Annotated in this window: 19 protein-coding genes and 1 pseudogene; 14 read left to right on the top strand and 6 right to left on the bottom strand. The window is 60.0% G+C overall.

The features are described from left to right. Positions 1–38: 38 nt before the first annotated feature. The 4 genes and pseudogenes from trpCF to G7Y31_RS11695 form a co-directional block, all read right to left on the bottom strand. Positions 39–1,478, bottom strand: a complete 1,440-nt coding sequence (gene trpCF, locus G7Y31_RS11710) for a bifunctional indole-3-glycerol-phosphate synthase TrpC/phosphoribosylanthranilate isomerase TrpF (protein ID WP_165009359.1) — start codon at positions 1,476–1,478, stop codon at positions 39–41. 77 nt (positions 1,479–1,555) lie between these two features. After that, positions 1,556–2,590, bottom strand: a pseudogene (trpD, locus tag G7Y31_RS11705) (anthranilate phosphoribosyltransferase); the annotation flags it as partial. Between the two features lie 45 nt (positions 2,591–2,635). Continuing rightward, the gene (locus tag G7Y31_RS11700) at positions 2,636–3,268 is read right to left on the bottom strand and encodes an anthranilate synthase component II (RefSeq protein ID WP_165009363.1); all 633 of its coding nucleotides are present in this window, start codon (positions 3,266–3,268) and stop codon (positions 2,636–2,638) included. Beyond that, complete coding sequence (locus tag G7Y31_RS11695; RefSeq protein WP_165009365.1) at positions 3,268–4,824, bottom strand: anthranilate synthase component 1; 1,557 nt, start codon at positions 4,822–4,824, stop codon at positions 3,268–3,270. The genes G7Y31_RS11700 and G7Y31_RS11695 overlap by 1 nt, the downstream gene beginning before the upstream one ends. A gap of 427 nt (positions 4,825–5,251) precedes the next feature. On the opposite strand from G7Y31_RS11695, the gene G7Y31_RS11690 reads away from it, so the two are divergent. The 5 genes from G7Y31_RS11690 to G7Y31_RS11670 all read left to right on the top strand — a co-directional run bounded on the left by G7Y31_RS11690 (position 5,252) and on the right by G7Y31_RS11670 (position 10,618). Continuing rightward, positions 5,252–6,247, top strand: coding sequence for an ABC transporter substrate-binding protein (locus G7Y31_RS11690; RefSeq protein ID WP_165009367.1), 996 nt, complete (start codon positions 5,252–5,254; stop codon positions 6,245–6,247). Then, a complete protein-coding gene (locus G7Y31_RS11685) occupies positions 6,244–7,116 on the top strand; it encodes an ABC transporter permease (protein ID WP_165009369.1) in 873 nt (290 codons plus the stop codon). Before G7Y31_RS11690 ends, G7Y31_RS11685 begins: the two co-directional genes overlap by 4 nt. Next, on the top strand, positions 7,109–7,897 hold the full coding sequence (locus G7Y31_RS11680; RefSeq protein WP_165009371.1) for an ABC transporter ATP-binding protein: 789 nt from the start codon (positions 7,109–7,111) through the stop codon (positions 7,895–7,897). The genes G7Y31_RS11685 and G7Y31_RS11680 overlap by 8 nt, the downstream gene beginning before the upstream one ends. Before the next feature lie 743 nt (positions 7,898–8,640). Next, positions 8,641–9,840 carry an IS1249 family transposase gene (locus tag G7Y31_RS11675; protein WP_196823576.1) on the top strand — a complete coding sequence of 400 codons (1,200 nt, stop codon included), beginning with the start codon at positions 8,641–8,643 and terminating at the stop codon, positions 9,838–9,840. 160 nt (positions 9,841–10,000) lie between these two features. After that, positions 10,001–10,618 (top strand): response regulator transcription factor, encoded by a 618-nt coding sequence (locus G7Y31_RS11670; RefSeq protein WP_165010001.1) that lies wholly within the window; start codon positions 10,001–10,003, stop codon positions 10,616–10,618. 15 nt (positions 10,619–10,633) lie between these two features. On the opposite strand, the gene G7Y31_RS11665 is transcribed toward G7Y31_RS11670, so the two are convergent. Beyond that, complete coding sequence (locus tag G7Y31_RS11665) at positions 10,634–13,270, bottom strand: hypothetical protein (RefSeq protein ID WP_165009999.1); 2,637 nt, start codon at positions 13,268–13,270, stop codon at positions 10,634–10,636. Positions 13,271–13,529: 259 nt separating this feature from the next. Between G7Y31_RS11665 and G7Y31_RS11660 the strand changes: the two genes are divergently transcribed. The 6 genes from G7Y31_RS11660 (at position 13,530) to G7Y31_RS11635 (ending at position 18,507) form a co-directional block, all read left to right on the top strand. Continuing rightward, the gene (locus tag G7Y31_RS11660) at positions 13,530–13,805 is read left to right on the top strand and encodes a hypothetical protein (RefSeq protein ID WP_165009997.1); all 276 of its coding nucleotides are present in this window, start codon (positions 13,530–13,532) and stop codon (positions 13,803–13,805) included. Positions 13,806–14,114: 309 nt separating this feature from the next. Beyond that, the gene (locus G7Y31_RS11655; protein ID WP_165009995.1) at positions 14,115–15,056 is read left to right on the top strand and encodes a 3-carboxyethylcatechol 2,3-dioxygenase; all 942 of its coding nucleotides are present in this window, start codon (positions 14,115–14,117) and stop codon (positions 15,054–15,056) included. 31 nt (positions 15,057–15,087) lie between these two features. Continuing rightward, positions 15,088–15,870 (top strand): 2-keto-4-pentenoate hydratase, encoded by a 783-nt coding sequence (locus G7Y31_RS11650; protein ID WP_165009993.1) that lies wholly within the window; start codon positions 15,088–15,090, stop codon positions 15,868–15,870. A gap of 20 nt (positions 15,871–15,890) precedes the next feature. Then, on the top strand, positions 15,891–16,802 hold the full coding sequence (locus G7Y31_RS11645; RefSeq protein ID WP_165009991.1) for an acetaldehyde dehydrogenase (acetylating): 912 nt from the start codon (positions 15,891–15,893) through the stop codon (positions 16,800–16,802). 8 nt (positions 16,803–16,810) lie between these two features. After that, entirely contained in the window at positions 16,811–17,821 is a 1,011-nt protein-coding gene (gene dmpG, locus G7Y31_RS11640) for a 4-hydroxy-2-oxovalerate aldolase (protein ID WP_165009989.1), read from the top strand. A 23-nt stretch (positions 17,822–17,844) separates the two neighbouring features. Next, positions 17,845–18,507: a YczE/YyaS/YitT family protein gene (locus G7Y31_RS11635; protein WP_165009987.1), complete on the top strand. Its 663-nt coding sequence runs from the start codon at positions 17,845–17,847 to the stop codon at positions 18,505–18,507. Here the strand turns inward: G7Y31_RS11635 and G7Y31_RS11630 are convergent. Next, positions 18,491–19,246, bottom strand: coding sequence for an IclR family transcriptional regulator (locus G7Y31_RS11630; RefSeq protein ID WP_165009985.1), 756 nt, complete (start codon positions 19,244–19,246; stop codon positions 18,491–18,493). The two genes, G7Y31_RS11635 and G7Y31_RS11630, sit on opposite strands and share 17 nt — an antisense overlap. A gap of 119 nt (positions 19,247–19,365) precedes the next feature. On the opposite strand from G7Y31_RS11630, the gene G7Y31_RS11625 reads away from it, so the two are divergent. From G7Y31_RS11625 to G7Y31_RS11615, 3 genes are all read left to right on the top strand, one after another. Further along, positions 19,366–20,220 carry an alpha/beta fold hydrolase gene (locus G7Y31_RS11625; RefSeq protein WP_165009983.1) on the top strand — a complete coding sequence of 285 codons (855 nt, stop codon included), beginning with the start codon at positions 19,366–19,368 and terminating at the stop codon, positions 20,218–20,220. 40 nt (positions 20,221–20,260) lie between these two features. Further along, on the top strand, positions 20,261–20,503 hold the full coding sequence (locus G7Y31_RS11620) for a hypothetical protein (RefSeq protein WP_165009981.1): 243 nt from the start codon (positions 20,261–20,263) through the stop codon (positions 20,501–20,503). Positions 20,504–20,618: 115 nt separating this feature from the next. Continuing rightward, on the top strand, positions 20,619–22,016 hold the full coding sequence (locus G7Y31_RS11615; protein ID WP_165009979.1) for an aromatic ring-hydroxylating oxygenase subunit alpha: 1,398 nt from the start codon (positions 20,619–20,621) through the stop codon (positions 22,014–22,016). The last annotated feature ends 9 nt before the right edge of the window (positions 22,017–22,025 follow it).

The raw sequence follows: 22,025 nt of genomic DNA, 5'->3' as shown, positions 1-22,025 counted from the left end.
GTTGTGCTGAATGCTCTCGCACCGCCGCCCGGAGGGGCTTAAGGCGCGTCCGTATACGTGCGAATGATGGAGAAGGTCTGCGCGATGAGCCCAGAATCCTTCACGCCCGGAGCCGTCTCCACTCCAGAATTAATGTCCAGGCCCAGCGTACCCACTGCCAGGGCTTCCTTGGCATTGTGCTTGCCGATGCCCCCTGCCAGCAACGCCAACTTCCCTACCGCAGGTGACACCGTGCCCCAATCGAAGGCGGTTCCGGTACCGCCCGCGCCGGAGTCCAACACCAGACGCTCCACGTACCCGGGGGCGTGCGGGCCGTCGGCGCTGAGCTCCGCCAGGTGTTGGGCTAGCTCCGGTCCGTGCTCGGCGGTCATGTCGATGGCGCGCCACACCTGCCGCCCGTCGGCGACGGCGCGCACTGACTCGATCAGCTTGGTCTCCGCCTGGACACTGCCTTGGTAAGGGGCGTGGATCTGCAGGGCGCTGATGCCGTCAAGGGCCAGCTCCTCCCAGCCGGTGGTGCGCCGGGAGACGGCGACATAATCCAGGCCGGGCTCCTGGGAAATAATGGCGGCGGCTTGCTCCGGCGTGACGCTGCGCGGTGAGGAAGCCTCAAAAACCAGCCCGCCATATACCGCACCGGCGGCGCGGGCGGCCTGGGCGGTGCGCGGGGAAGTCAATCCGCACACCTTATTTTCCCCAAACGCCAGCAGACGGCAGGCGCGGTCCACGTCCGGGGTGCCGGTGAGTTGCGAGCCCACCAGGAAAGCGTGCGCGTGCGCCCCCAGGCGGCGCACCGTGGCGTGGTCCCGAATGCCGGATTCCGAAACCACCACGCTGCCCTCCGGAATCCCACCGGCCAGACGCGCGGTGCGCTCCAAGTCAATGCTCAAGTCATGCAGATTGCGGTTATTAATCCCAATGACGTCCACACCGAAAGCCCGCGCGCGCTCGACCTCCTCTGCGGTAATCGCCTCCGTCAGCACATCTAGCCCTAGCGAATCCGCCAGGGCCTTGAGCTCCCGGAAGGTCTCATCATCCACAATGGACATCATCAACAAGATGGCGTCGGCGCCATAGTATCGTGCCGCATAGACCTGAATGGGATCAATGATGAAGTCCTTACATAGCACCGGCAGGTGCGTGGACAGCGCCACTGTTTGCAGGTGGTCATAGTCCCCGCCAAAGCGCTCCGGCTCGCAGAGCACCGAAATCGCAGAGGCATAGCGCGAGTAGATCCGCGCAATCGCGCCCGGCTCGTAGTGCGCGCGAATTACCCCCAGCGACGGCGAGGAGGACTTGCATTCCATAATGAAGCGGTTGGTTCCCCGCAGTGCTTCCGTAAAGGAGCGCTGCGAGCGCGGCAGGGCGTCCAAGTCCACGTGCGCGAGGCGCTCACGGATGGCGGGCAGGTGCGTGCGCCGCGCGGCCACAATGCCCTCGAGCACTGTGGGCAGCGCCGCCTGTTGGCTCTGGTCCATCTCCCCTACTCCTTGACCGTCGGCTCTGTCGCAGGGGCAGGCTCAGCCACAGGCGCAGGCTCAGTCGCTGCCGCCACGGATTCCTGCTGCGCCCCGTAGTTTGCGGCCTCGTGCTTAGCCAGCCACTGCTCCACTGCGCCGGAGGAAATCAGCTCCTTCGCGCGCTCAACGCCGTGCGCAATGCTGTCCGCCTGGCCGTCGAGGTAGAACATCGCCCCGGCGGTAGCCGCGATGGCATCCACGTGCGCGGGCTTACCTTGGCCTGCAAAAACCGCGCGAATGTGGCGCGCATTTTCCGCACCGTCCCCGCCGGCTAGGTCTGCAAGCTCGTGCTTGCCGATGCCCATTGCCTCCGGCGTAAGCTCATAGCTGTCAATGTTGCCATCCTTGAGCTCCCAGACAGTGGTGGTGCCATGGACGGCGATCTCGTCCGTGCCCGCACCGTGGACCACCAGGGCGCGCCGACGGCCGAGTTCACGGAAGACCTGGGCAATGAGCTGGCCTTGGGCGGGATTAGCAATGCCCATGATCTGTAGTTCCGGCCGGGCGGGTGAGAGCAGCGGGCCCATGGTGTTAAACAGCGTGGACACCCCTAGTGCCTTGCGCACTGGTTGCACGTGGGCCACCGCCGGGTTGTAGGCCGGGGCGAAGAGGAAGGTGAAGTTGGAGGCCTCAAATTGGCGCAGGGCGCGCTGTGGGTCTAAGTCCAGGGGGATGTTCAGGGCTTCCAGGACGTCGGCGGAGCCGGATTTGGAGGAGACCGAACGGTTGCCATGCTTGACCATTTTCACCCCGCCAGCGGCAGCCACCAGGGAGGCCGCCGTGGTGATGTTGATGGTATTGGCGCCATCGCCACCGGTTCCTGCGGTGTCCATTAGGCCCTCGCCGGTGACGGGGAAAGGATAACCGGCCTTGAGGAAGGCCTTGGCGGCACCAGCGACATCGGCAAAAGTCTCGCCCCGAGTGCGGATGTGGGTGAGCAACGCGGCGATGTGAATATCATCGTAATCCCCCACGGTCAGCGGGGTGAAGACCTCCACGGCCTCCTCCACGGTGGGAGCACGGTTATCCAGGAAGCGGCGCAGGGTGGTCAGGGAGTCAGTGTTTGTCATCAGTATCAACCTCTACTTGTGGTGGATGGGTTTAGCAGTGCGCACCTAGCGGGCGGTCAGTTGCGCAATGCAGCGCTCCAGCATGATGGGACCGGTGGGAGTCAGCACAGATTCCGGGTGGAATTGCACGCCCAGGGCCTTACCGTCTAGGGTCTCTGCGGCCATGACTACCTCGCCAATGTCCGTGGCGGTCGTAGCCAAGGCGCGCATGCCCTCGGGTACTGCGGTACAGCCCAGCGAATGATAGCGAGCCACCGGAACCTGGGTGCCCACGTAGTCTGGCTGGTCCGGCTCGGTATCAGTGGTTAGTCCGGTAAAGATGGGGTGCACCGCGCCCGCCGGGGTCAGCGTCATGGGAACGGAGACGCCATGCACCGGGCCGCAGGGCTCTACGGTGCCACCGTGGCGGTGCAGCAAAGCCTGGAAGCCCAGACAGATCCCCAGTACGGGGATCTGGCCCAGCACGCGGTCGAGTAGTTCCATCATGTTGCCCGCCTGGGTGGGGTGGCCCGGGCCGGGCGAAAGGCAAATCAAGTCCGGGCGGGCAGCCAGCACCTCATCGACCGGCACGGTATTACGAAAGACCGTGGTATTAAACCCAGCCAGGGCGTCTACCAGGTTGTAGACAAAGGAGTCATGGTTGTCGATCAGCACGACGTGTGGGCCGGTTGCGTTCATTAGCGGATCACCTCCAAGGTAGCGTGGTGGGCTTGGGCAATGGCGCCCAGGACGGCGTAGGCTTTGTGCAGGGTTTCATCGGCCTCGGATTGAGGGACGGAATCGCGCACTACCCCGGCGCCGGCTTGGACAACGGCGCGGCCATTCTTCACGTACGCGGAGCGAATCACAATGCAATTATCCATCGAGCCATCGCCCTTGAGGTAGCCCACTGCCCCACCATAGGAGCCGCGGCGCGTGCCTTCTGTCTGGCGGATGAGTTCAGTCGCCCGCAGCTTTGGCGCCCCGGTGAGCGTGCCCATGTTCATACACGCCCGGTAGGCGTCCAGGGCATCAAAGTCCGGGTGCAGCGTGGCGGTGACCCGGGAGACCAGATGCATCACCCGAGAGTAGCGATCCACTTGCAGTAGCTCTGCTACTTGGCGGGTCTGGGGCACGGCCACCCGCGCGAGGTCATTGCGCGCGAGGTCTACCAGCATGGTGTGCTCGGCTACTTCCTTGGCGTCGGTGCGCATGCCCAACTCATTGCGGATATCCAATTCGTGGTTTACGCTGCCATCGGGGTTCAGCCCGCGCGGGCGCGTGCCCGCAATCGGATAAAGCTGCACCTGCCGCGACTCTGCATCGAATTTCAGATTCGATTCCGGGGAGGCCCCAAAGAGCTCATAGTCCTTGCCGCGGACATAGAACATATACGGCGAGGGATTGGTGGCGCGCAGGGTGCGGTATGCGGCGAAAGTATCCGGGCAATCCAGCTCAAAAGAGCGTGCGGGCACTACTTGGTAGATGTCCCCCGCGTCAATGTCTTTTTGTAACTGTGATACAAAGCCGCGGAAGGTGGCATCGTCTACCGATGCCACCGCCTGCAGGCGATCCAGTCCCCCACCAGGGGTACCTGCGGGGCTGGGGGTTGCGGGGGCATCGGCAAGCTCAAGCTCTGCGGCAGTGGTAGCCGCGCGCTCCAGATCGGCCTGCAGCGCTGCGGGATCAACATTGACCCCATGCACGGTGGCCTGGCCGGTAAGGTGGTCGACCACCAGCAAGGTCTGGGCGACGACAAACTCATAGTCGGGATAATCATTCGGCCCCGGCGCCACCGACGGCAACTGCTCAAAGGTATCCAAAAAATCAAAGGCAAACCCGCCGCCCACAAAGGGCAACATCGCGGACTGGTAGCCCGCGTCCAGCTGCACGCTGCGCAGGACCTCCACGGTGGAGACGTCTAGCAGGCGCTGGCGCTCGTCGGCACTGTGGGAGCGGGCGAAGACAAACTCCTCGCCGTCGGCATACTCACGCAGCTGCTCGCGCAGGCGCTCACGCATAGCCTCCCCCGTGGGGGTCAGCGCGTGGACAGCGACCCGCTGGCCGTTGCAGGTAATCCGCAAGGCGGCCTGAACAATGGCCAAGCACTTGAGGTTCTTCTTTGACTCAATGTCCGCGGCCTCAAGCAGCAAACTATCGTGCGGGGTGGCCAAAGCCTGGAAAAGCTGCGCGGTATCAGTGTGGTAGGTGATGTCGCGCGAGCTGGTATGAAACGTCGCATGAGCCAACGGCATGGGCGCCCTTTCGCAGTAACGGGATGATTCTGACTAGATTTCTGTTGCTTGTTCTATTTTGTCAGGTCCGCGCGTTCTGCGAGTGCTCGGGGTTTAAAAACCGCCACAGGCCCGCAGTGCGCGGGCCCAAAATTTAGGGGAGCTGAAAACTGGCCCGCAGATTATGCGCGCCACCACCAGGACGCAGCCGCGGCCCGGTGTACCGGAAAGAGGATTCGGAGGTGTTTCACACCGCACACCTTAGCACAGTTTGAGGCTGGGGCAATATGGCTGCGCACGTGGCCAGCCGTCGGGGCAATATGGCTGCACACGCTGGTTGAAGCCGAAATTACCCCCTTTAGGACCCCCAAATGCGGCATTTCTACCGGCCAGCAGGTAAATTACCGGTCACATCAAACATTTCTTCCACTACAAGAAAGTCGACATAATGAAGATTCTTTCCCGTCCCCGTAAGGCTCTGGCGCTCATCGGCGCCTCCGCCCTCCTGCTCGCAGGCTGCTCCAGCGACTCCGGCTCCACAGATTCCACCCAGGGTGGCAAGGACGGCGAGTCCTACTCCATTGGCATCAACCAGCTGGTCCAGCACCCCGCTTTGGATGCTGCCGCAGAGGGCTTCAAGGAAGCCTTCGAGGAAGCTGGCGTAAACGTAGAGTGGGACGAGCAGAACGCCAACGGCGAGCAGTCTACTGCCCTGTCCATCGCCCAGCAGCTGGCTGGCAAGAAGCACGACCTCAACCTGGCCATCGCCACCCCGGCAGCCCAGGCTATGGCCAAGACTGTCAAGGACACCCCGGTGCTGTTCACCGCCGTCACCGATGCCGTGGCGGCCGAGCTGGTGGCCTCTAACGATGCCCCCGGTGGCAACGTCACCGGCACCTCCGACATCGCCCCCATCGAGGAGCAGGTCAAGCTGCTGCGCCAGCTGGTGCCGAACGCCAAGAGCATCGGCGTTGTCTACGCCTCCGGTGAGGTCAACTCGCAGGTGCAGGTGGACGAGCTGAAGAAGGTTGCCTCCGGCCTGGGCCTGGAGGTCAAGACTCAGACTGTCACCTCCGTTAATGAGATCCCGCAGGCTGCCCAAGCGCTGGGAGCGGTGGACACCATCTACGTCCCTACTGACAACATGGTGGTCTCCGGCATCGCCTCCCTGGTCAAGGTGGCAAATGAGAAGAAGATCCCGGTCATCGGCGCTGAGGCCGGCACTGTGGAGGGCGGCGCGGTAGCCACCCTGGGCATCGACTACGAGGCCCTGGGCCGCCAGACGGGCCAGATGGCCCTGAAGATCCTGCGCGAGGGCGCAGACCCGGCCACCACCCCGGTGGAGACCGCCAATGAGTTCACCTACGTGGTAAATAAGGAAGCCGCGAAGGCTCAGGGCGTTGAGATTCCCGCTGAGATCCTGGAGCAGGCTGAAACCGTATGATCGGCGCGCTGGAACTAGGCCTTATCTACGCGGTATTGGCCATTGGCGTTTATCTGACCTTCCGCGTGCTGGACTTTCCGGATCTGACGGTGGACGGCTCCTTTACCACCGGAGCCGCCACTGCCGCGGTGTTGATCTCCAACGATGTCAATCCCTTCGCTGCCAGCGTGGCCGGCTTTGCGGCGGGCTGCGTAGCCGGTCTGGTCACCGGCTTGCTGCACACCAAGGGCGGCATCAATGGGCTGCTGGCCGGCATCTTGACCATGATCGCCCTGTGGTCCATCAACCTGCGCATCATGGGCAGCGCCAACATTCCGCTGCTGTCCACGTCCAGCGTCTTTGACCCCGTGCTGGACCTGATGGGGACCTGGGCGGGCGTGGGGCTCCTGGCGGCATCGGCAGCAATTGTGGTGGCCGTGGTGGTGTGGTTCCTGTCTACCGACCTGGGCCTGAGCCTGCGCGCCACGGGAGATAATGAACAGATGATCACCTCCTTTGGCGTGTCTACCGATGCCACTAAGATGCTCACCCTGGCCTTGTCCAACGGCTTCGTGGGCTTGGCGGGTGCCCTGGTGGCCCAGTACCAAGGCTTTGCGGATATTTCCATGGGCATTGGCCTGATCCTGGTGGGTTTGGCTTCCGTCATCGTGGGTCAGGCACTGCTGCCCCAGCGCAACATGTGGCTGGTGGTTGGCTCCGTGGCTATCGGCGCGGTGGTCTACCGCCTGATCATTTTCGCCGCCTTGTCCGTGGGCCTGAACCCGAATGACATGAAGCTGATTAGCGCCCTGCTGGTGGTGGCCGCCCTGCTGCTACCCCGTCTGGGTGGCAGCGGCAATCTGCTGAAGCGAAAGGGTGCTCGTGCTTAAGATTTCTGGAGTATTCAAGACCTTCTTCCCCGGCACCGTCAATGAGCGCCGTGCCCTGGTGGACATCGACCTGGAGCTTGCCCCCGGGGACTTTGTGACCATCATCGGCTCCAACGGCGCGGGCAAGTCCACCCTGCTCAATTCCGTGGCCGGGCGCCTGCCAGTGGACCAAGGCAGCATCTCTATTGATGGCCGCGACGTTACCCGCCAGGGCGAGCACACCCGTGCCCGCGTGGTGGGCCGCGTCTTCCAGGACCCGATGGCTGGCACCGCCCCTCACCTGACCATTGAGGAAAACCTCTCTCTGGCCTATCTGCGCGGCAAGCCGCGGGGCCTGAAACTGGGTCTCAACTCGAAGCGCCGTGAGCTCTTCCGTGAGGAGCTGGCCAAGCTGGAGCTGGGTCTGGAGGATCGCCTGTCTGCCCGCGTGGGACTGCTTTCCGGCGGCCAGCGCCAGGCCCTGTCGCTGCTGATGGCCGGGTTTACCCGCCCCAAGGTCATGTTGCTGGATGAGCACACCGCCGCTTTGGACCCCCAGCGCGCCGAGCTGGTGACCGACCTGACCCAGCGCATTGTCGCCGAGGGCAACCTGACCACCCTGATGGTCACCCACAATATGGCCCAGGCCCTGCGGGTGGGCAACCGCCTGATCATGATGCACGAGGGCAGGATTATCTACTCTGCCGATGCCCCTACCAAGTCCCGCTTGCAAGTCGAGGACCTCATGGCCGAGTTTGCCAAGATCAAGGGCGCGACCTCCGACCGTACGCTCTTGCAGTAGCGCCGCCTGGCGGCGCAGAAGATGCGGCCGTAGCCCGCACTGTTCATCCAAGAGAAAAAGGCCGTGGTTTCACGTGAAACCACGGCCCTTTTGTTGCCAGCCCTGCGCTGTTAGCGGTTACGCAGCCGGTGCTGGCATAGGACTTCAGCCACGTGCCCCAACACATTGTGGAATAGCAGATTCTCTAGAAGTTCGGGGCGGATTGTCAATAGAGTAGACCAACGTCTACTCTTCCCGGTTTTCCTTGTTCCATGCAGATGGGGCCAGTTGGCTCAAAGCGAAGTCGCAGATAAGGAGAAACCATGGCTTACTCACCACCAATTCAGAAGTTTGCCGGGAACACTCTAAGTTTGGCACGTTGCGGGAGTAAATAAGATGCACGTTCCAAAATCACGATCTCTGATTCCTCTCGGAATCGCCGCAGCTGCAACAGTGCTCCTGGTCTTCGACGTTATCACCCCGAGCGGGTTTCTAGGGGCTGCAGGCGTCATGTTGATCGCTTCTACCATCGTCTTCATAATGGCAGTTGTAGGCCCACAGAAGGATGAAGAAGGGAGGCAGCACACTGACGGTTCTTTTTGACGGGCTAATGGTCAAAATGTGTTGGTGAATTTGTCTGTTTCTGTGCTCCGTGCTGGTGGTATTAGGAATGATTTACTGTTCTGGGGTAAATGAGCGGTCAATGCACTGAAATCCCACAGGCCACCGGCCAAGTGTGATATGGGGGCGTAGACGATGAGGGGATGAGTACTAAACATCCCCCATGTCCGGTGTGCGCCGGGCGAAGTATCAAGCATGGAACGACTACGAGTAGCCGCCAGCGTTGGCGCTGCAAGGAGTGCGGGCACACCTTTACCCGTTGCCACGACGACGCCGGCCAAGCGATGTGGTTTAGAGTCTTCGTTGACTGGCTCACCAGCGGAATTTCACTAAACACGCTGGCCAAGATACACAAGGTGAGCGTGTCGACACTCCAACGCCGCTTCGCTACCTTCTGGTACGTGCAACCACCAATGCCAGCAGACCCCCACCGGGTCTATGACCAGGTCTTTATCGATGGGACATACTTCAACACAAAATGCCTGCTTGTCCTAGCCGACTGCGACCATGTCATCTCATGGTTCTGGGGATACACCGAAGATTCCTGGGCCTACGGCCGATTACTCGACACTATTGCCCCGCCACTGATTGCAACGACAGATGGCCATAAAGGCTCAGCAAAAGCCATCCGAAACACCTGGCCTGAGACCAAAATCCAACGCTGCCTCGTCCACGTCAAACGAAATATCCAAACCGCTACAGGTCTTCATCCCACATCAGCAATGGGCAAGGCACTACGCCGACTATCCCTAGAGCTACTGCACATAGACGATCTCGACCAGGCCGCCGACTGGACGATAAAGCTGCAGAAGTTCGGTCAAACCTTCAACACGCAGCTCAATGAGAAAAGCTACGTCAAAGACACCCCGCTTGAGCAGATCCCGAAATCGAAGCGCCATAACAAAAGGTGGTGGTACACCCACTACACCCACCGAGCCGCCTACATGCAGCTGGTGCGACTTTCCAAGGCCGGTCACTTGTTTACCTACCTGACCGAAAAGCAGGGCACCATCGCCTATAAAAGCACCACCAACAGCCTAGAAGGTGGCATCAACTCCCCGATAAAAAGCCTCCTGCACGCCCACAGAGGCCTCAGAGATGAACATCAACGCATCGCCTGCGACTGGTGGCTCTACACCCACACACAACACCCACGCGACCCCGTAGACATCGCCAGAGAACAAAATTGGGGCAAGGACGCAACCGCCAAAGCCACGATCCTTGCCCACCACGAGCGCCAAACCGCCAACGGTCACGACGACGGGCGGCCCGCACTCCTCGACAACGCCATCGACGCTGACTACAACCACAGTATGGGAATCAGGAAAGGCACCATCCACTAACCCCCACCAACACATTCTGACCATTAAGACGACACGCCGAAAAACAACACATTTTGACCATTAGGCCTTTTTGACGCGTAGCGGAGGCCTGAAGGTGTATGAGCTAGATAAGGGATAATGGGGCGCACAGCGGCGAACAAGCGAGAGGAGGCGTATCACAGTGATTCAGGCCCGACTTCTAATTGTTGACGACGATCCAAGGCTGTTGGAGTACCTCACGGATTGCTTGACCCGGCACTCGAGGATAAATGTGGTCGGTTCAGCTGCTTCTGGACGTGCCGCGATAAACTGGCTCCAGTACAACTCCTGCGACGTCATCCTTTCGGCTCTCCGAATGCCCGATCTTGACGGATTTGAACTGCTCCGTCGTTCCCGCGAAATATCGCCATCACCTTCTTTTATCGCGATGACAGGCTTCGATACCGATGAGTCCATGATCGAGGCACTAGCCGGTGGGGCCAGCGGCTACGTTGTCAAAGGAGGTCAGCCATCTGAGTATGTCTCTGCAGTATTCGATGCCCTCGAGGGAGGTACAGCCCTTTCGCCGCAATGCGTAAGCAGGCTGGTTAATCGGACACTAGCTCCCCCACCATCAGCGAAGAATCTCTCCGAAGCCGAATTGCGGGTAGTCCGCCATGTTAGCCATGGCCTGAATACGCAACAGATTGCACAACAGCTCCACTACTCCACCGCGAACATCAAGAGACTTCTTACATCGATTTACCGCAAGATGAACGTGTCTAATCGAACAGAACTCATCATCAAGCTCAATCGATAACAAAAGCCCCTGCTGTTAGCGGTTGCGCAAGCGGTGCTGGCACAGGGCTTCAGCCACGCGCAGATCATAGGCGAACAGCCGCGGGGCTAGTTCGGCTACATCGGCAATCTTCTGCTGGTCCTCATTCAAAAGCGCCAGCACATCGGGTGCCTGGATCAGGCCGTTGGCTACCGCACGGAAGGCCAGCGAGTAGACATAGGAGATATACGGCATGGACGCCGCAGCGACGAAGGGGGTATCGCTACCCGCGAAGGCATTCAACGCCAGGAGCGTGTGGGCCACGGAAGTATCCAGACCCACTGCACCCAGATCTACCTGCAGGCGCTGCGCATTTTGCTGCAAATGGCTGATGGACCCCAGACGGAAGAAGTCCGCGTCCCGGTCGAAGCATTCGCGCAGCGCGGCCACACGGGCGGCCTCATCGCACACGGCAGAACTAGGCGGCGTGGGCACATCACTAGTAGCCTGCATAAGAATCAGCGGGCGGGTAACCCCATCCACGCCGGTGGCGGCAGCGGCCTCCAGTTCTGGAGATCCCTCAATGGGCGCGTCCCACGGCTGCGCAATAAGCTGTGTTTGCACTAGCGCGAGCACCTTGCCTGCAGGGCGCAGCGGCGGGGTGGTCTCCAGGCGCACCAGCGCCTCCACGGCCTCGCCCGGTTCCTGGTGCAGGCGCTCAATCACGGCCTTGAAGGCCTGACGCAGCGGGGCATCCCGCCCGTAGTGCGCCGCGGTCCGCAACGCCACGTACTCCTGCCAGACATCGGCCAGGGAGGCATCGGCAGGCTCGGAGCCCTCGGCGGCATCGGCAGACTCGTCGGGCACGCTCATCACCAGGGCACTGGGGGCCGGGCGGGCAGGGGCCAGCAGATCAGAGAGGTACTCATCCTCCCGCAAATCCAGAATCAGGGGCCCTTGGCCGGCGAGCTCCTCCGGGAAGGCAAAGCCGCCCTCGACGGGCTCCAGCGGCACCGGCGTGCTGGCAGGCTGGGCCAGCGGCCACGCCCAGCCCAACAGGTCCAGGTCCTCCTCGCCGGACTGCTCCACGGTAATGGTGCCCTCTTCCAGCACCGCGCGGAACACCAGCGGGGTGCGCTTGATGGTCGCCAGCGCGGCGTAGATGAGGTCCCGGGACGCGGATGCCTCATACTCAATCACCCGGCGCTGCGGCGGCTGCGCCTGATGCGTGGCCAGCTCTGCGGGCGAAAGGCTGTCCAGGTAGTCCTCGTAGGACAAGGTAGACCATAACAGGTAGAGCTCTAGCGTGGACTGGCGCTTGAGCGCCGCGCGCAGCGTGCGATTGGATACTGAGACGCTGTGGTGCGCCGCGGTGTCCCCGTGCGTGGTGGCCAGGTCCTTGATTTTGGCGCGCTTATCGATGGCCACAAACTTGGCCATCGGCAACGCCTTGGGCGCATGGACCACAAAGTTGGCGTCAATGTCCAGCTGGTCAGCATAGATAAGCTGCTTATCAAAGTACTCCACGGGTTCGGCGCCCGTGCGCTTGACGCGGCTGCGCAGCGTGGCCGGCAGCACCACAAAGTCCAGGCTATAGCCGGCCTCGCTGCTCACGGTCTCCACCCGGTAGGTCTCATCCGCCCCGAAGGTCCGCGTGCCCTTCTCAAAAACAATCTGCTTCCCCGGCGCTGAGGCCAGCGTGTAGCTAAACGGCGACAGCTGCCCTGCGGCATCAATAAACCGGAAGCCGGTGCCACGCGGGCCCTCATTCTTCGCGCGCATATGCAGCGCCTCCGCGATGGAAAACACGCGGGAATCTAGCTCCTCGCCGTCACGGAACACCGTGAACTCATAGCGGCCCACCCAGGGGTCCTCATAGGCGTCCGCAGGAAAGACCTCAAGCTCGCCGGGCTCGACGTCCTCTTCGGAAATCAGCTCTGGCTCCCCGCCCACCGGAACATAGACCAATTGGGTGCTCCACTGCCCTTCCGTGGCATTAATCCGCAGCGTTGGCGACTGCACAAAAACCGGCCGGTGGTCCAGGCCGCGGGCATTCGGCAGCGTCTTTTTGTCCGCATCCCACTCGAACTCTGGCGCCGCGGTTACCTCCCACGTCACCGCCCCATGCCGCGGCACGCTAACGCGCAGCTGCCCCGGCGCCGCGCCCGTCAGGTCCAGGGTGGCAATGTCCCAGCCGCCCCATTGGCCGTGGGCATGGGCGTTGCGCAGCACGGGGGCATCGGCAAGCTGCGCACTGGCCCCCTGCGGGCTAAACAGGCGGTAGGGCGCCGGGTACAGGCCGGCCTGCGGATTGTGCAGGCGCCCTGCAGCGTCCACCAGCAGGAGCGGCAGCTTGCCGATGCCCCCCTCTTCCCCACCAAAGCACACCTCACCCGTGGGTTCCTCCCCATCCAATAGCTGCACACGCAGCTGTGTGAAGGGCTCCGGCAGTGCCACCAGCAACGCCTCATCTTCACCGGTGGGCACGAAGAAGCGGCGCGTGTGGGCGCTGCCGTCCAAGCGCGTGGCGATGACCTGCCACAGCGGCTCCTCCAGCGGGTGCTCCGCCGCCAGCGGCGGGATATCCAACGCAATGGAATGCGTAGAGTTGCTCACCGTCAAATGCGGCAGACCGCGCAGATAAGGAGCATGAGCAAAAGTGGAAGACTGGTGGAGGCGATGGTCCTGACTCATTAGGACCATATTAGACAACCAGCCAGCCAATTTCGCACCCACCCGCCTAATGCCACACGCCGCCATGTTGTGGCTGGTAGCTCACGTGCTGGCGGGGTGCGAGTCGGGGTTTGGGTGGCCGGGGGTTTGGGGTGGTTTCACGTGAAACATTGGGGGTTGGGAGGTGAGAGGCTGAGTCATTTGAAGCCATGGTCAATTCCTGCGTGTGCGGTGATTTGGGGGTAGCCTATTGGCTGTTTGTGCTGCTAGAGTATTGAAGATGACCAAGCCGACTGTTCCTAAGATTGAGTTCGCTGCCTTTGACGCCATGTGTGAGGTGGCTTCATGGCTGAAGTCTGGTTTTTTGCGACGTGCCGCCGCAGCTGAGAAACATTCAATTCAGGAAGGGTACTGGATTGAGCAGGCGCGCCTTGTGAACAGTACTATGCGCGAGGTTGACCAAACAGATTTGGCGGAAATTACAGCGACGAGCGAATTTTTTGCGAGTCTGCTGGAGGTTGTCTGGCCAGAGGTATCTAGAAAGGCGCGAAAGTGAACTGCCAGGAACTATGCGAGGAGGTTCCCGTACATTAGGAAGTGGCGAACTTTCTAGCTCCCCTCGAGGTCTAGAGTAGCGGGCCGGGTCCTTGGCTGCGTGATTTGACGCGTCAGAAGAGGACCTGGCGTGGATTGCGCAGGGTTTGTGTTTCTGGAACCATTAAAAAATGTGGGGGTAAGGGATTATCGGCTACCGTTCCGGTAGCCGGAACGGTTCTGCCGTAGGGCTCTCGCTAACACTAGGGTGTGAATGTGTTAATGGCCACTGCCCTCAGGCGGTGGGGAAAGACCACCCTGGAGAGAGAAAATGAGCGTTGAGCTTATCACGATGTCCCACAGCCCGTTGTTGGGAATCAATGACCCTGCCCCTCAAATTGAAGTGAAACTCAATGAGGCTTTCGCTACCTTGAAGGAATACGCCAAGGATTATGACCCGGATTTGGTTATTGTCTTTACTCCGGACCACTTCAATGGCTTCTTCTACAACCTCATGCCGCCCTATTGCATCGGCTATTCGGCCGAGTCCATGGGTGATTACAAGACCACAGCGGGTCCGCTGAACGTTCCGGAGGAGGCAGCCTCCGAGCTTGCCCAATACGTAATTTCGCAAGGAATTGATGTTGCCATTTCCCGCGAGATGCTGCTGGATCACGGCGGTGCCCAGCCTCTTGAAATCCTCTTCGGGGAGTTGGATGCGAAACCGGTGATCCCGATTTTCATCAACGGTGTGGCACGCCCATTCGTGGAGATGGAGCGGGTGCGCAAGATTGGTCAAGCCGTAGGGGCATGGGCGAAGGAATACGCTGCCGCACATGACAAGAAGATTTTGATGATTGCCTCGGGTGGTCTCTCCCATGATCCACCACTGCCGCAGTGGGCGACTGCTACCGATGCCCAAAAGGACATGCTGCTGCACGGTCACCCGGACCAGGAGTCACGCGATGCCCGTGAAGCCCGGGTGATTGCTGCCGGCAAGGAGAACCTGGGCAAGGAGATGATCCAGGACATCAACCCAGAATGGGATAAGCAGTTCCTGGCGGATTGTGCTGCGGCGGACCCAACCGTATTCGACAAGTACACCGCGGATCAGATGGACGCGGATGCCGGGCATTCTTCCCACGAGGTTCGCACTTGGGTGGCGGCGTTTTCTGCGCTGCACACTGTGAATAATGGCTACAGCGTGAACTTTGAATTTTATGCGCCGATCCCGGAGTTTGTTGCTGGTTTCGGTATGACCATCGCTAAGTAATCACCCACCCCATAAGTTCGGAGATCCTCTCATGCCCTCTGCTACAGAATTATCTGCGGTAGCCCAAGCCTTGTATGCGGCTTACGCGTCTAAGAAGCCAGTTAGCCCGCCACGTGATACCCTGGCGAATCTCACCGTTGAAGACGCCTATGCCATCCAACAGGAGCAAGAGCGCGCTTTCGTAGCTGCCGGGCACACGGTAATTGGCCGGAAGATTGGCCTGACGTCGGTGGCCATGCAGCAGCAACTGGGGGTGGACTCGCCGGACTTTGGTTTCTTTACGGACAGGCTCTCCTTTGCGCCAGGCGAGCAGATTCCGGTGGACCGGTTCATTGCCCCGAAGGTGGAACCAGAGTTGGCTTTTAAGCTGAGCAAGGACCTAGGGCAAGGAGCGAGTTTCGATGATGTGCTGGGGGCCATCGAGTCTGTGCACTTAGCTGTCGAGTTGATTGACTCTCGAGTGCGGGACTGGGATATCACTTTGGCAGACACCATCGCGGATAACGCTTCTTGCGGTGCGGTGATTGTGGACCCGCGCCCGGCATCTATTGCACTTGAGGATCTCGAGGACGTTCCAGCCGTCATGTACCTCGATGGTGCGGAAGTAGGCCGCGGTTCGGGTTCGGCGGTAATGGGCCACCCGCTCAAGCCATTGGAGTGGCTGGCCAATGTCTTGGGCACCATGGGCGTACCGCTCAAGGCGGGACAGGTGGTTCTCACTGGAAGCTTCTGCGGCGCCGCCCCGGTAGCGGTCGGAAGCAAGCTGGTTGTGGATTACGGAATATACGGCAGCTTAGAAACCTCTTTCATCTAAAGACTCAATAAAGGAAAAACATGACGAAGAAGCTCACGGCAGCTATCGTCGGGCCAGGCAATATCGGTACCGACTTGATGCTTAAGCTGCTGAACCACTCGAAGAACATTGAACTGCTGTACATGGTTGGTGTTGTCGAGTCTGAAGGCATCAAGCGGGCACGCGAGAAGGGTATTGCGGCATCGGCAGAAGGCGTTGAGTGGCTACTGCAGCAGGACCCACTGCCGGATCTGGTCTTTGAAGCCACCGCCGCACCGGTACACGCAGTCAATGCGCCGCTCTACGAGCAAGCAGGGATCCGCGCAATCGATCTCACCCCGGCAGCTGTTGGCCCCTACCTGTGCCCCGCTGTGAATATGGATGGTTTGGACGGTGCCACCAATGTCAACATGATTACGTGTGGCGGCCAGGCTACTACTCCAATTGTGCGGGCTGTTACTGATGTAGTAGAGGTGGAGTACGCCGAGATTGTGGCGTCTATTTCCTCTAAGTCCGCAGGTCCAGGAACGCGCGCCAACATTGATGAGTTCTGCGAGACCACGTCCCGCGCCCTGGAGAAGATTGGCGGTGCAAAGCGCGGCAAGGCGATCATTATTCTCAACCCTGTGGAGCCTCCAATGCTCATGCGCAACACAGTGTACTGCTCTTTGCCTGCCGATGCCGCCACACCCGGCCCCCTGCAGGACCAGGTCCGGGCTTCCATCGCCAAGGCTGTAGAGACGGTTCAATCTTATGTGCCGGGGTACCGCCTGACCTCCGAGCCGCAGTTTGAAGAGGCCCGCGAGGAGTGGAACGGCTGGGGCCGTGTCACTGCCCTCATCGAGGTAAAGGGCGCTGCTGACTTCCTGCCCGAATATGCAGGAAACCTGGACATTATTACTTCCGCTGCTGTGGCTACTGCCGATAAAATGGCGGAGCTCCTGGACGCTTAAGGACAACCATGACCAAAATTCGTCTGAACGACACAACCCTGCGAGACGGCTCCCATGCCATGCGCCACCAGTACACCGAGCAGGAGGTACGGCAATTAGTGCGGGCGCTAGACGATGCCGGCATAGAGATGATCGAAGTGTCGCACGGGGACGGCATCGGTGGTTCTACGTTCAACTACGGCTTCTCCAGAACCTTTGATATGGACCTTATTGAGGCTGCAGCGCAGGAGGCCAAGAACGCCACAATTGCGGCGCTGTGCCTGCCTGGAGTGGGCTCTGAACATGACATGGAGGAGGCATGGAACCGAGGTGCGCGCATTATGCGAGTAGCCACGCACTGCTCTGAAGCCGATGTCTCTATCAATCACTTCCAGAAGGCACGCGAAATCGGCTTTGAAACCGCAGGTTTTTTGATGCTCTCGCACCGACTGGAACCGACGCAGTTGGCACAGCAGGCTCGAATCATGGTCGATGCCGGTTGCCAGTGTGTCTTCGTGGTGGACTCCGCTGGCTACTTGGTAGACGAGCAGGCGGCGCAGCGCGTGAGGGCTCTCTACGAGGAAATCGGTGCCGATGCCCAGGTGGGCTTCCACGCGCACATGAACCTGGGCTATGGCGTGGCTAACTCCGTACTGGCAGTCCAAAACGGTGCAACCCAGATTGATGGCTCGCTCTACGGCCTGGGCGCCGGCGCAGGCAACGCTCCATTGGAAGTGCTAGCCACCGTCTTCGAACGCAAAGGATTTGACTTTGGCGACGTTGACGTCAAGGCAGTCCAGGACGCGGCGGAAGATGTCCTGAAGCCCATCGCGCCGCGCCTGCCCCGCATGGACCGCGGGTCCATTGTGCAGGGACAGTGGGGTGTCTATAATTCTTTCCTTTTCCATGCAATGAACGCTGAGGAGCGCTACGGGGTCCCTACCGCGGACATCCTTGCGGAGGTTGGCCGCCGCGGTTACGTGGGCGGGCAGGAAGACATGATTATTGAAGTAGCGCTGGCGCTTCGGGGCCAGCAGTAGGCGCGTGGAATCCGAGGGTAAGCATGATGGGGCGGATTCCGGAAGCTAGCCTGACGCGCCGTGCCGGGTTTTCCGTGTGCGGCATTGTCATCATGATGGCCGGTACAGCACTTCTCACTCTGAGCCAATTGGGCACCGCCCCGGTGTCCTCCCCGGTCTGGGCCGTTACGCTCATAGGCGGATTGTCTTTCGGTGGCTGGACCTTCGTTCTGAACCTTTTCCTCATCGTGGCGCAGTACGTGATGTTGCGCCCTGCTTTCCCTAAGTCCGGGTGGTTGCAGTTGCCTGCCCTGTTGTGTGCGGCACCCATGTTGGACGTGTGGATGTGGCTACTATCCGGCCTGAGACCGGATAGCTATCTGGCCAGTTGTGGCTTGGTTGTATTGGGCATAGTCATCTTGGCTTGGGGAGTATCTTTGCTCGCGGCCAGCCAGCTCCTATTCTTACCCGGCGAGGGCTTTGTCTCTGCCGTATCCCAAAAACTGCAGCTTCCCTTCGCGAAGGTGAAGCTGCGCTTTGACCTGGGATGCGTCTTTGTGGCGCTCGTTCTTTCCGTGGGCGTTCTACATAGCTTCGACGTAGTACGCGAGGCCACTATTGCGTCTGCTGTGCTGCTGGGCCCTTTGGTGGGAGCACTGCTGCCAAGCAGCCGTGCTCTCGTTGGCACGTCTACTTGCGCAGGTTAATATACGCACGCGACGCTGCAGCGGCGACCTTCTTGACCACGTCCTTATACTCCTCCGGCTTGAAGTCCACGCACGGTCCAGAAACCGAAATGGCTGCTACCGGCACGTGCCCATGGTCAAATATGGGGGCAGCCACGCAGTTGAGGCCCAAACTGATCTCCTGCCGGTCATAGGCCACGCCATCTTCACGCACCGTGGCCAACACGGCCCGCAAGTCATCCGGGTCCGTGATGGTATAGGGAGTCCACTGGGGAAGCCCCGCAGCGATGACGGCGTCAATTTTTCCCTCATCCCAGGCAATGATGGCCTTGCCTACTCCGGTGCAAAATGCAGGCACCCTCCCTCCTATTCGTGAGGGGGCTTGCACCGAACGCAAAGAGAACAGCTTATTGGCGTAGAAGACGTCAGTGCCCACCACGTATCCCAGGTGGCACGTCTGGCGGGTGCGCTCAAAAATGGAGGACAAGAAGGGCGTGAGGATCTCCCTGATGTCGCTATGGTCGACATCGTTTTCTGTTCGCGTCAGATTGAAGAACAGCGGCCCAATCCTATATAGGTCTCCCGCTTTTTCCACTGCCCCATTAGCCACCAGAGTGGCCAGGAGGCGGAACGCGGTGGACTTTGAGAGATTTGCGCGCCGGGCCAGTTCAGACACGCCCACGCCTGTTGAGCCGTCGCTACCAAACGCATTGAGGAGGTCGAATGCTTTGTCAATCGCTCCTCGAGGTGTAGTGTTCATTGCCAACCTTCCTGCATGAGTGGAACCAGTATCTGAAAAGAGTTCCGAATTACACTACTTTGTGCCACGGAGTGGAACGCGCCGGACGGAACCTCGGGCGGTAGATAAGGTAAGGGTGCATGACCGAAATGCAAATTCCTGATTACACCACGGACGAGTTCTTCGGGCTCGAAGACAAGTGGATCGAAACCGCTCCTGGGGAGCTCACGCACTATCACGACCTGGGTGAAGGCGCACCCATCCTCTTCCTACACGGCTCCGGTACTGGAGTAACTGCCGCTGCTAACTGGTGGAACAATCTGCCGCAGATCGCGCAGGACTATCGATGTATTGCAATTGACTCCATCGGCTATGGGCAGTCCATTACTGCACCGGGTACCGAATACGGCATCAAAGAATGGGTGCGCCATGCCGTGCGGGTTCTCGATGCCCTGGGCATCGAGAAGGTCTGGATTGTCGGTAACTCCCTGGGCGGTTGGCTGGCCTTCCAGTTCGCTATTGATTTCCCGGAGCGTCTTTTGGGAATTGTCTCCATGGGTACCGGCGGAGCTAAGCTCACCAAGGCTCTAAAGGGGCACTCCAACCCGACACTGACCGAAGAGGGCATCCGCGAAACCCTCGAGCTGTTCGTGGTAGACAAGTCCTTGATTACGGATGAACTGGTGCAGCTGCGCTACCAGTCCGCGCTCAATGACACGGCCTCCTCGCGCCTCAAAGAGGTAGTCGCGGCCCGTGACCGTGACCGCTATGCCCTCCCCCTGGACTTTGACAAGCTGGCCGAACTCGACATTCCAGTCTTGTTGATCCACGGCACCAATGACAAGGTTATTCCCGTCTCCCGTACCTGGGACCTCTTGAATACGGTGCCCAATGCTGACGCCCACATTTTCTCGCAGTGCGGCCACTGGTCCCAGGTTGAGCGCGCGGAGGAGTTCAATCAGGTCATTACCTCCTGGCTGGCTACTCGCGTCTAATTCGCTGCGCGCGCAGGCTTTAGCCTTATACGCTAGAGGCATGTCTTATGGCGCAGAAGCAACCCGCATCCTGGCTTACGTTGCCGGGAATGAACCCGTTACCTCCCACCATGTCGTGGCTGAGGAGTTGGGTATGGATTTGATAACCACTGATGAAGCCCTGCTGCTCCTTGAGCGGCGGGGTTTGGTTGATTTTTGGATCAGTATGGTGGGCGATTATGTGACCATACAGACCACGGCGCAAGGTGCTGCTTTCGCACAAACAGGGCAACAGGTGGAATAGAAACACCACCTTGAGCTGGCTTTGTGCCAACCATTGGAACAGGGTTCTATTGCAGCTTTGAGGTCACGTAAGTTACTCCCCAACACCAGAATGGTGCATATCACAGTGGAGGGTAATGATGAGTCGAATCTCGGAGATGATCGATCCAGTTGGCGGCTTCGTCAGCGGCGCGATCTTCGCAGACCAGCAAATCTATGAGCAAGAACTGGAAAACGTCTGGCAGCGGACCTGGGTCTTCCTGGCCCACGAGTCCATGCTGCCCAAGCAGGGGTCATATATCCAGACCTACATTGGCGAGGACCCCGTCATCGTCGTACGGCAGAAGTCCGGCGCAGTCAAAGCATTTCTCAACCAATGCCGCCACCGCGGTATGCGCATCTGCCGTGCTGACCGCGGTCGCGCCAAGTCTTTTATGTGTTCCTTCCATGGTTGGGCCTATGACTTGGAAGGCAACTTGGTCTCCTTTCCGCACGAGTCCAATGCTTACCCAGAGGGCATAGATAAGTCCAAGCTCTCTGCAATCAAGGTTCCGAGGATTGAAAACTACAAGGGGTTCATCTTTGGATCGTGGGATGAGACCATCCCGCCCTTAGAGGAGTACTTGGGCAACGCAAAGTACTACTTGGACGGCTATCTAGACCGCTATGAAGGCGGAATGGAAGCTATTGCGGTCCACAAGTGGGTGCTGCCAGCGAATTGGAAGTTCAACGTAGAGCAGCCGACCTCTGATATGCAGCACTCGGAGATCTCCCACGTGTCTGCCGTGGAAGCTCTGGCTTCCGGCTCTGACACCTTTGACCGCAAGTCAGGACGCAAGAAAGTGCCGGAAGGCCGCCAGTTCCTTAGCCCCTATGGACACGGTGGCGCGTTCTTTGGCAAACGCGGTGAGGAAATCCCCAACACAGCCCCCGCGCTGGTGGATTGGGAAAACTCCGTGCGCGACAAGATTGAACAGCGTCTGGGAGAGTTCCGCGAGGTCCGCGGGCACATGAACGTTTTCCCCAACTTCATGATGTTGGGTAACTACACCTTCCGCGTCACCCATCCCCGCGGACCAGAGGAGATGGAGATTTGGTCCTGGGCTTTTGTGCCCAAGGACGCGCCGGAGGAGGTCAAAGAGGCCATCCGCGTGGACATTATGCGGACCTTCTCCCCGGGTGGCATGTTTGAGCAGGATGATGCAGAAAACTGGGAGGAGATGCAGCACATCCTGCGTGGGGCTAAGTCGCGCCAAACCGGCTTTACCTACAACATGCGCAGGCTACCGGTGGTCTATGACGATGACGGCTACCCCGGACAGTCCACGGCGCACGTTTACTCAGATAACGCGGCGTTGAATATGTATGGCTTCTACCGCGACTTGATGGAAGGCCACAGCTGGGAAGAACTAAAGCAGATGCGCCAGGGCGTCCCCGAGGTAGACAAGCGGGACTTTACCCGGGTGATGGATCCCGAAACCGCCGCAGCAGCCGCCCAGTCCGACGGCGCCTACTTCCCCACCGCAGACTCTTAGAGAGGAATT

The sequence above is a fragment of the Corynebacterium lizhenjunii genome (assembly GCF_011038655.2).
GTDB lineage: Bacteria > Actinomycetota > Actinomycetes > Mycobacteriales > Mycobacteriaceae > Corynebacterium > Corynebacterium lizhenjunii.
This window is presented reverse-complemented; position numbering and strand designations above follow the sequence as displayed.

Bases quoted from the DNA above. Each gene is read 5' to 3' on its own strand.
- trpCF (WP_165009359.1), bottom strand. From the start codon at position 1,478: ATGGACCAGAGCCAACAGGCGGCGCTGCCCACAGTGCTCGAGGGCATT.
- G7Y31_RS11700 (WP_165009363.1), bottom strand. From the start codon at position 3,268: ATGAACGCAACCGGCCCACACGTCGTGCTGATCGACAACCATGACTCC.
- G7Y31_RS11695 (WP_165009365.1), bottom strand. From the start codon at position 4,824: ATGCCGTTGGCTCATGCGACGTTTCATACCAGCTCGCGCGACATCACC.
- G7Y31_RS11690 (WP_165009367.1), top strand. From the start codon at position 5,252: ATGAAGATTCTTTCCCGTCCCCGTAAGGCTCTGGCGCTCATCGGCGCC.
- G7Y31_RS11685 (WP_165009369.1), top strand. From the start codon at position 6,244: ATGATCGGCGCGCTGGAACTAGGCCTTATCTACGCGGTATTGGCCATT.
- G7Y31_RS11675 (WP_196823576.1), top strand. From the start codon at position 8,641: ATGAGTACTAAACATCCCCCATGTCCGGTGTGCGCCGGGCGAAGTATC.
- G7Y31_RS11665 (WP_165009999.1), bottom strand. From the start codon at position 13,270: ATGAGTCAGGACCATCGCCTCCACCAGTCTTCCACTTTTGCTCATGCT.
- G7Y31_RS11660 (WP_165009997.1), top strand. From the start codon at position 13,530: ATGACCAAGCCGACTGTTCCTAAGATTGAGTTCGCTGCCTTTGACGCC.
- G7Y31_RS11655 (WP_165009995.1), top strand. From the start codon at position 14,115: ATGAGCGTTGAGCTTATCACGATGTCCCACAGCCCGTTGTTGGGAATC.
- G7Y31_RS11650 (WP_165009993.1), top strand. From the start codon at position 15,088: ATGCCCTCTGCTACAGAATTATCTGCGGTAGCCCAAGCCTTGTATGCG.
- G7Y31_RS11645 (WP_165009991.1), top strand. From the start codon at position 15,891: ATGACGAAGAAGCTCACGGCAGCTATCGTCGGGCCAGGCAATATCGGT.
- dmpG (WP_165009989.1), top strand. From the start codon at position 16,811: ATGACCAAAATTCGTCTGAACGACACAACCCTGCGAGACGGCTCCCAT.
- G7Y31_RS11635 (WP_165009987.1), top strand. From the start codon at position 17,845: ATGATGGGGCGGATTCCGGAAGCTAGCCTGACGCGCCGTGCCGGGTTT.
- G7Y31_RS11630 (WP_165009985.1), bottom strand. From the start codon at position 19,246: ATGAACACTACACCTCGAGGAGCGATTGACAAAGCATTCGACCTCCTC.
- G7Y31_RS11625 (WP_165009983.1), top strand. From the start codon at position 19,366: ATGACCGAAATGCAAATTCCTGATTACACCACGGACGAGTTCTTCGGG.
- G7Y31_RS11620 (WP_165009981.1), top strand. From the start codon at position 20,261: ATGTCTTATGGCGCAGAAGCAACCCGCATCCTGGCTTACGTTGCCGGG.
- G7Y31_RS11615 (WP_165009979.1), top strand. From the start codon at position 20,619: ATGATGAGTCGAATCTCGGAGATGATCGATCCAGTTGGCGGCTTCGTC.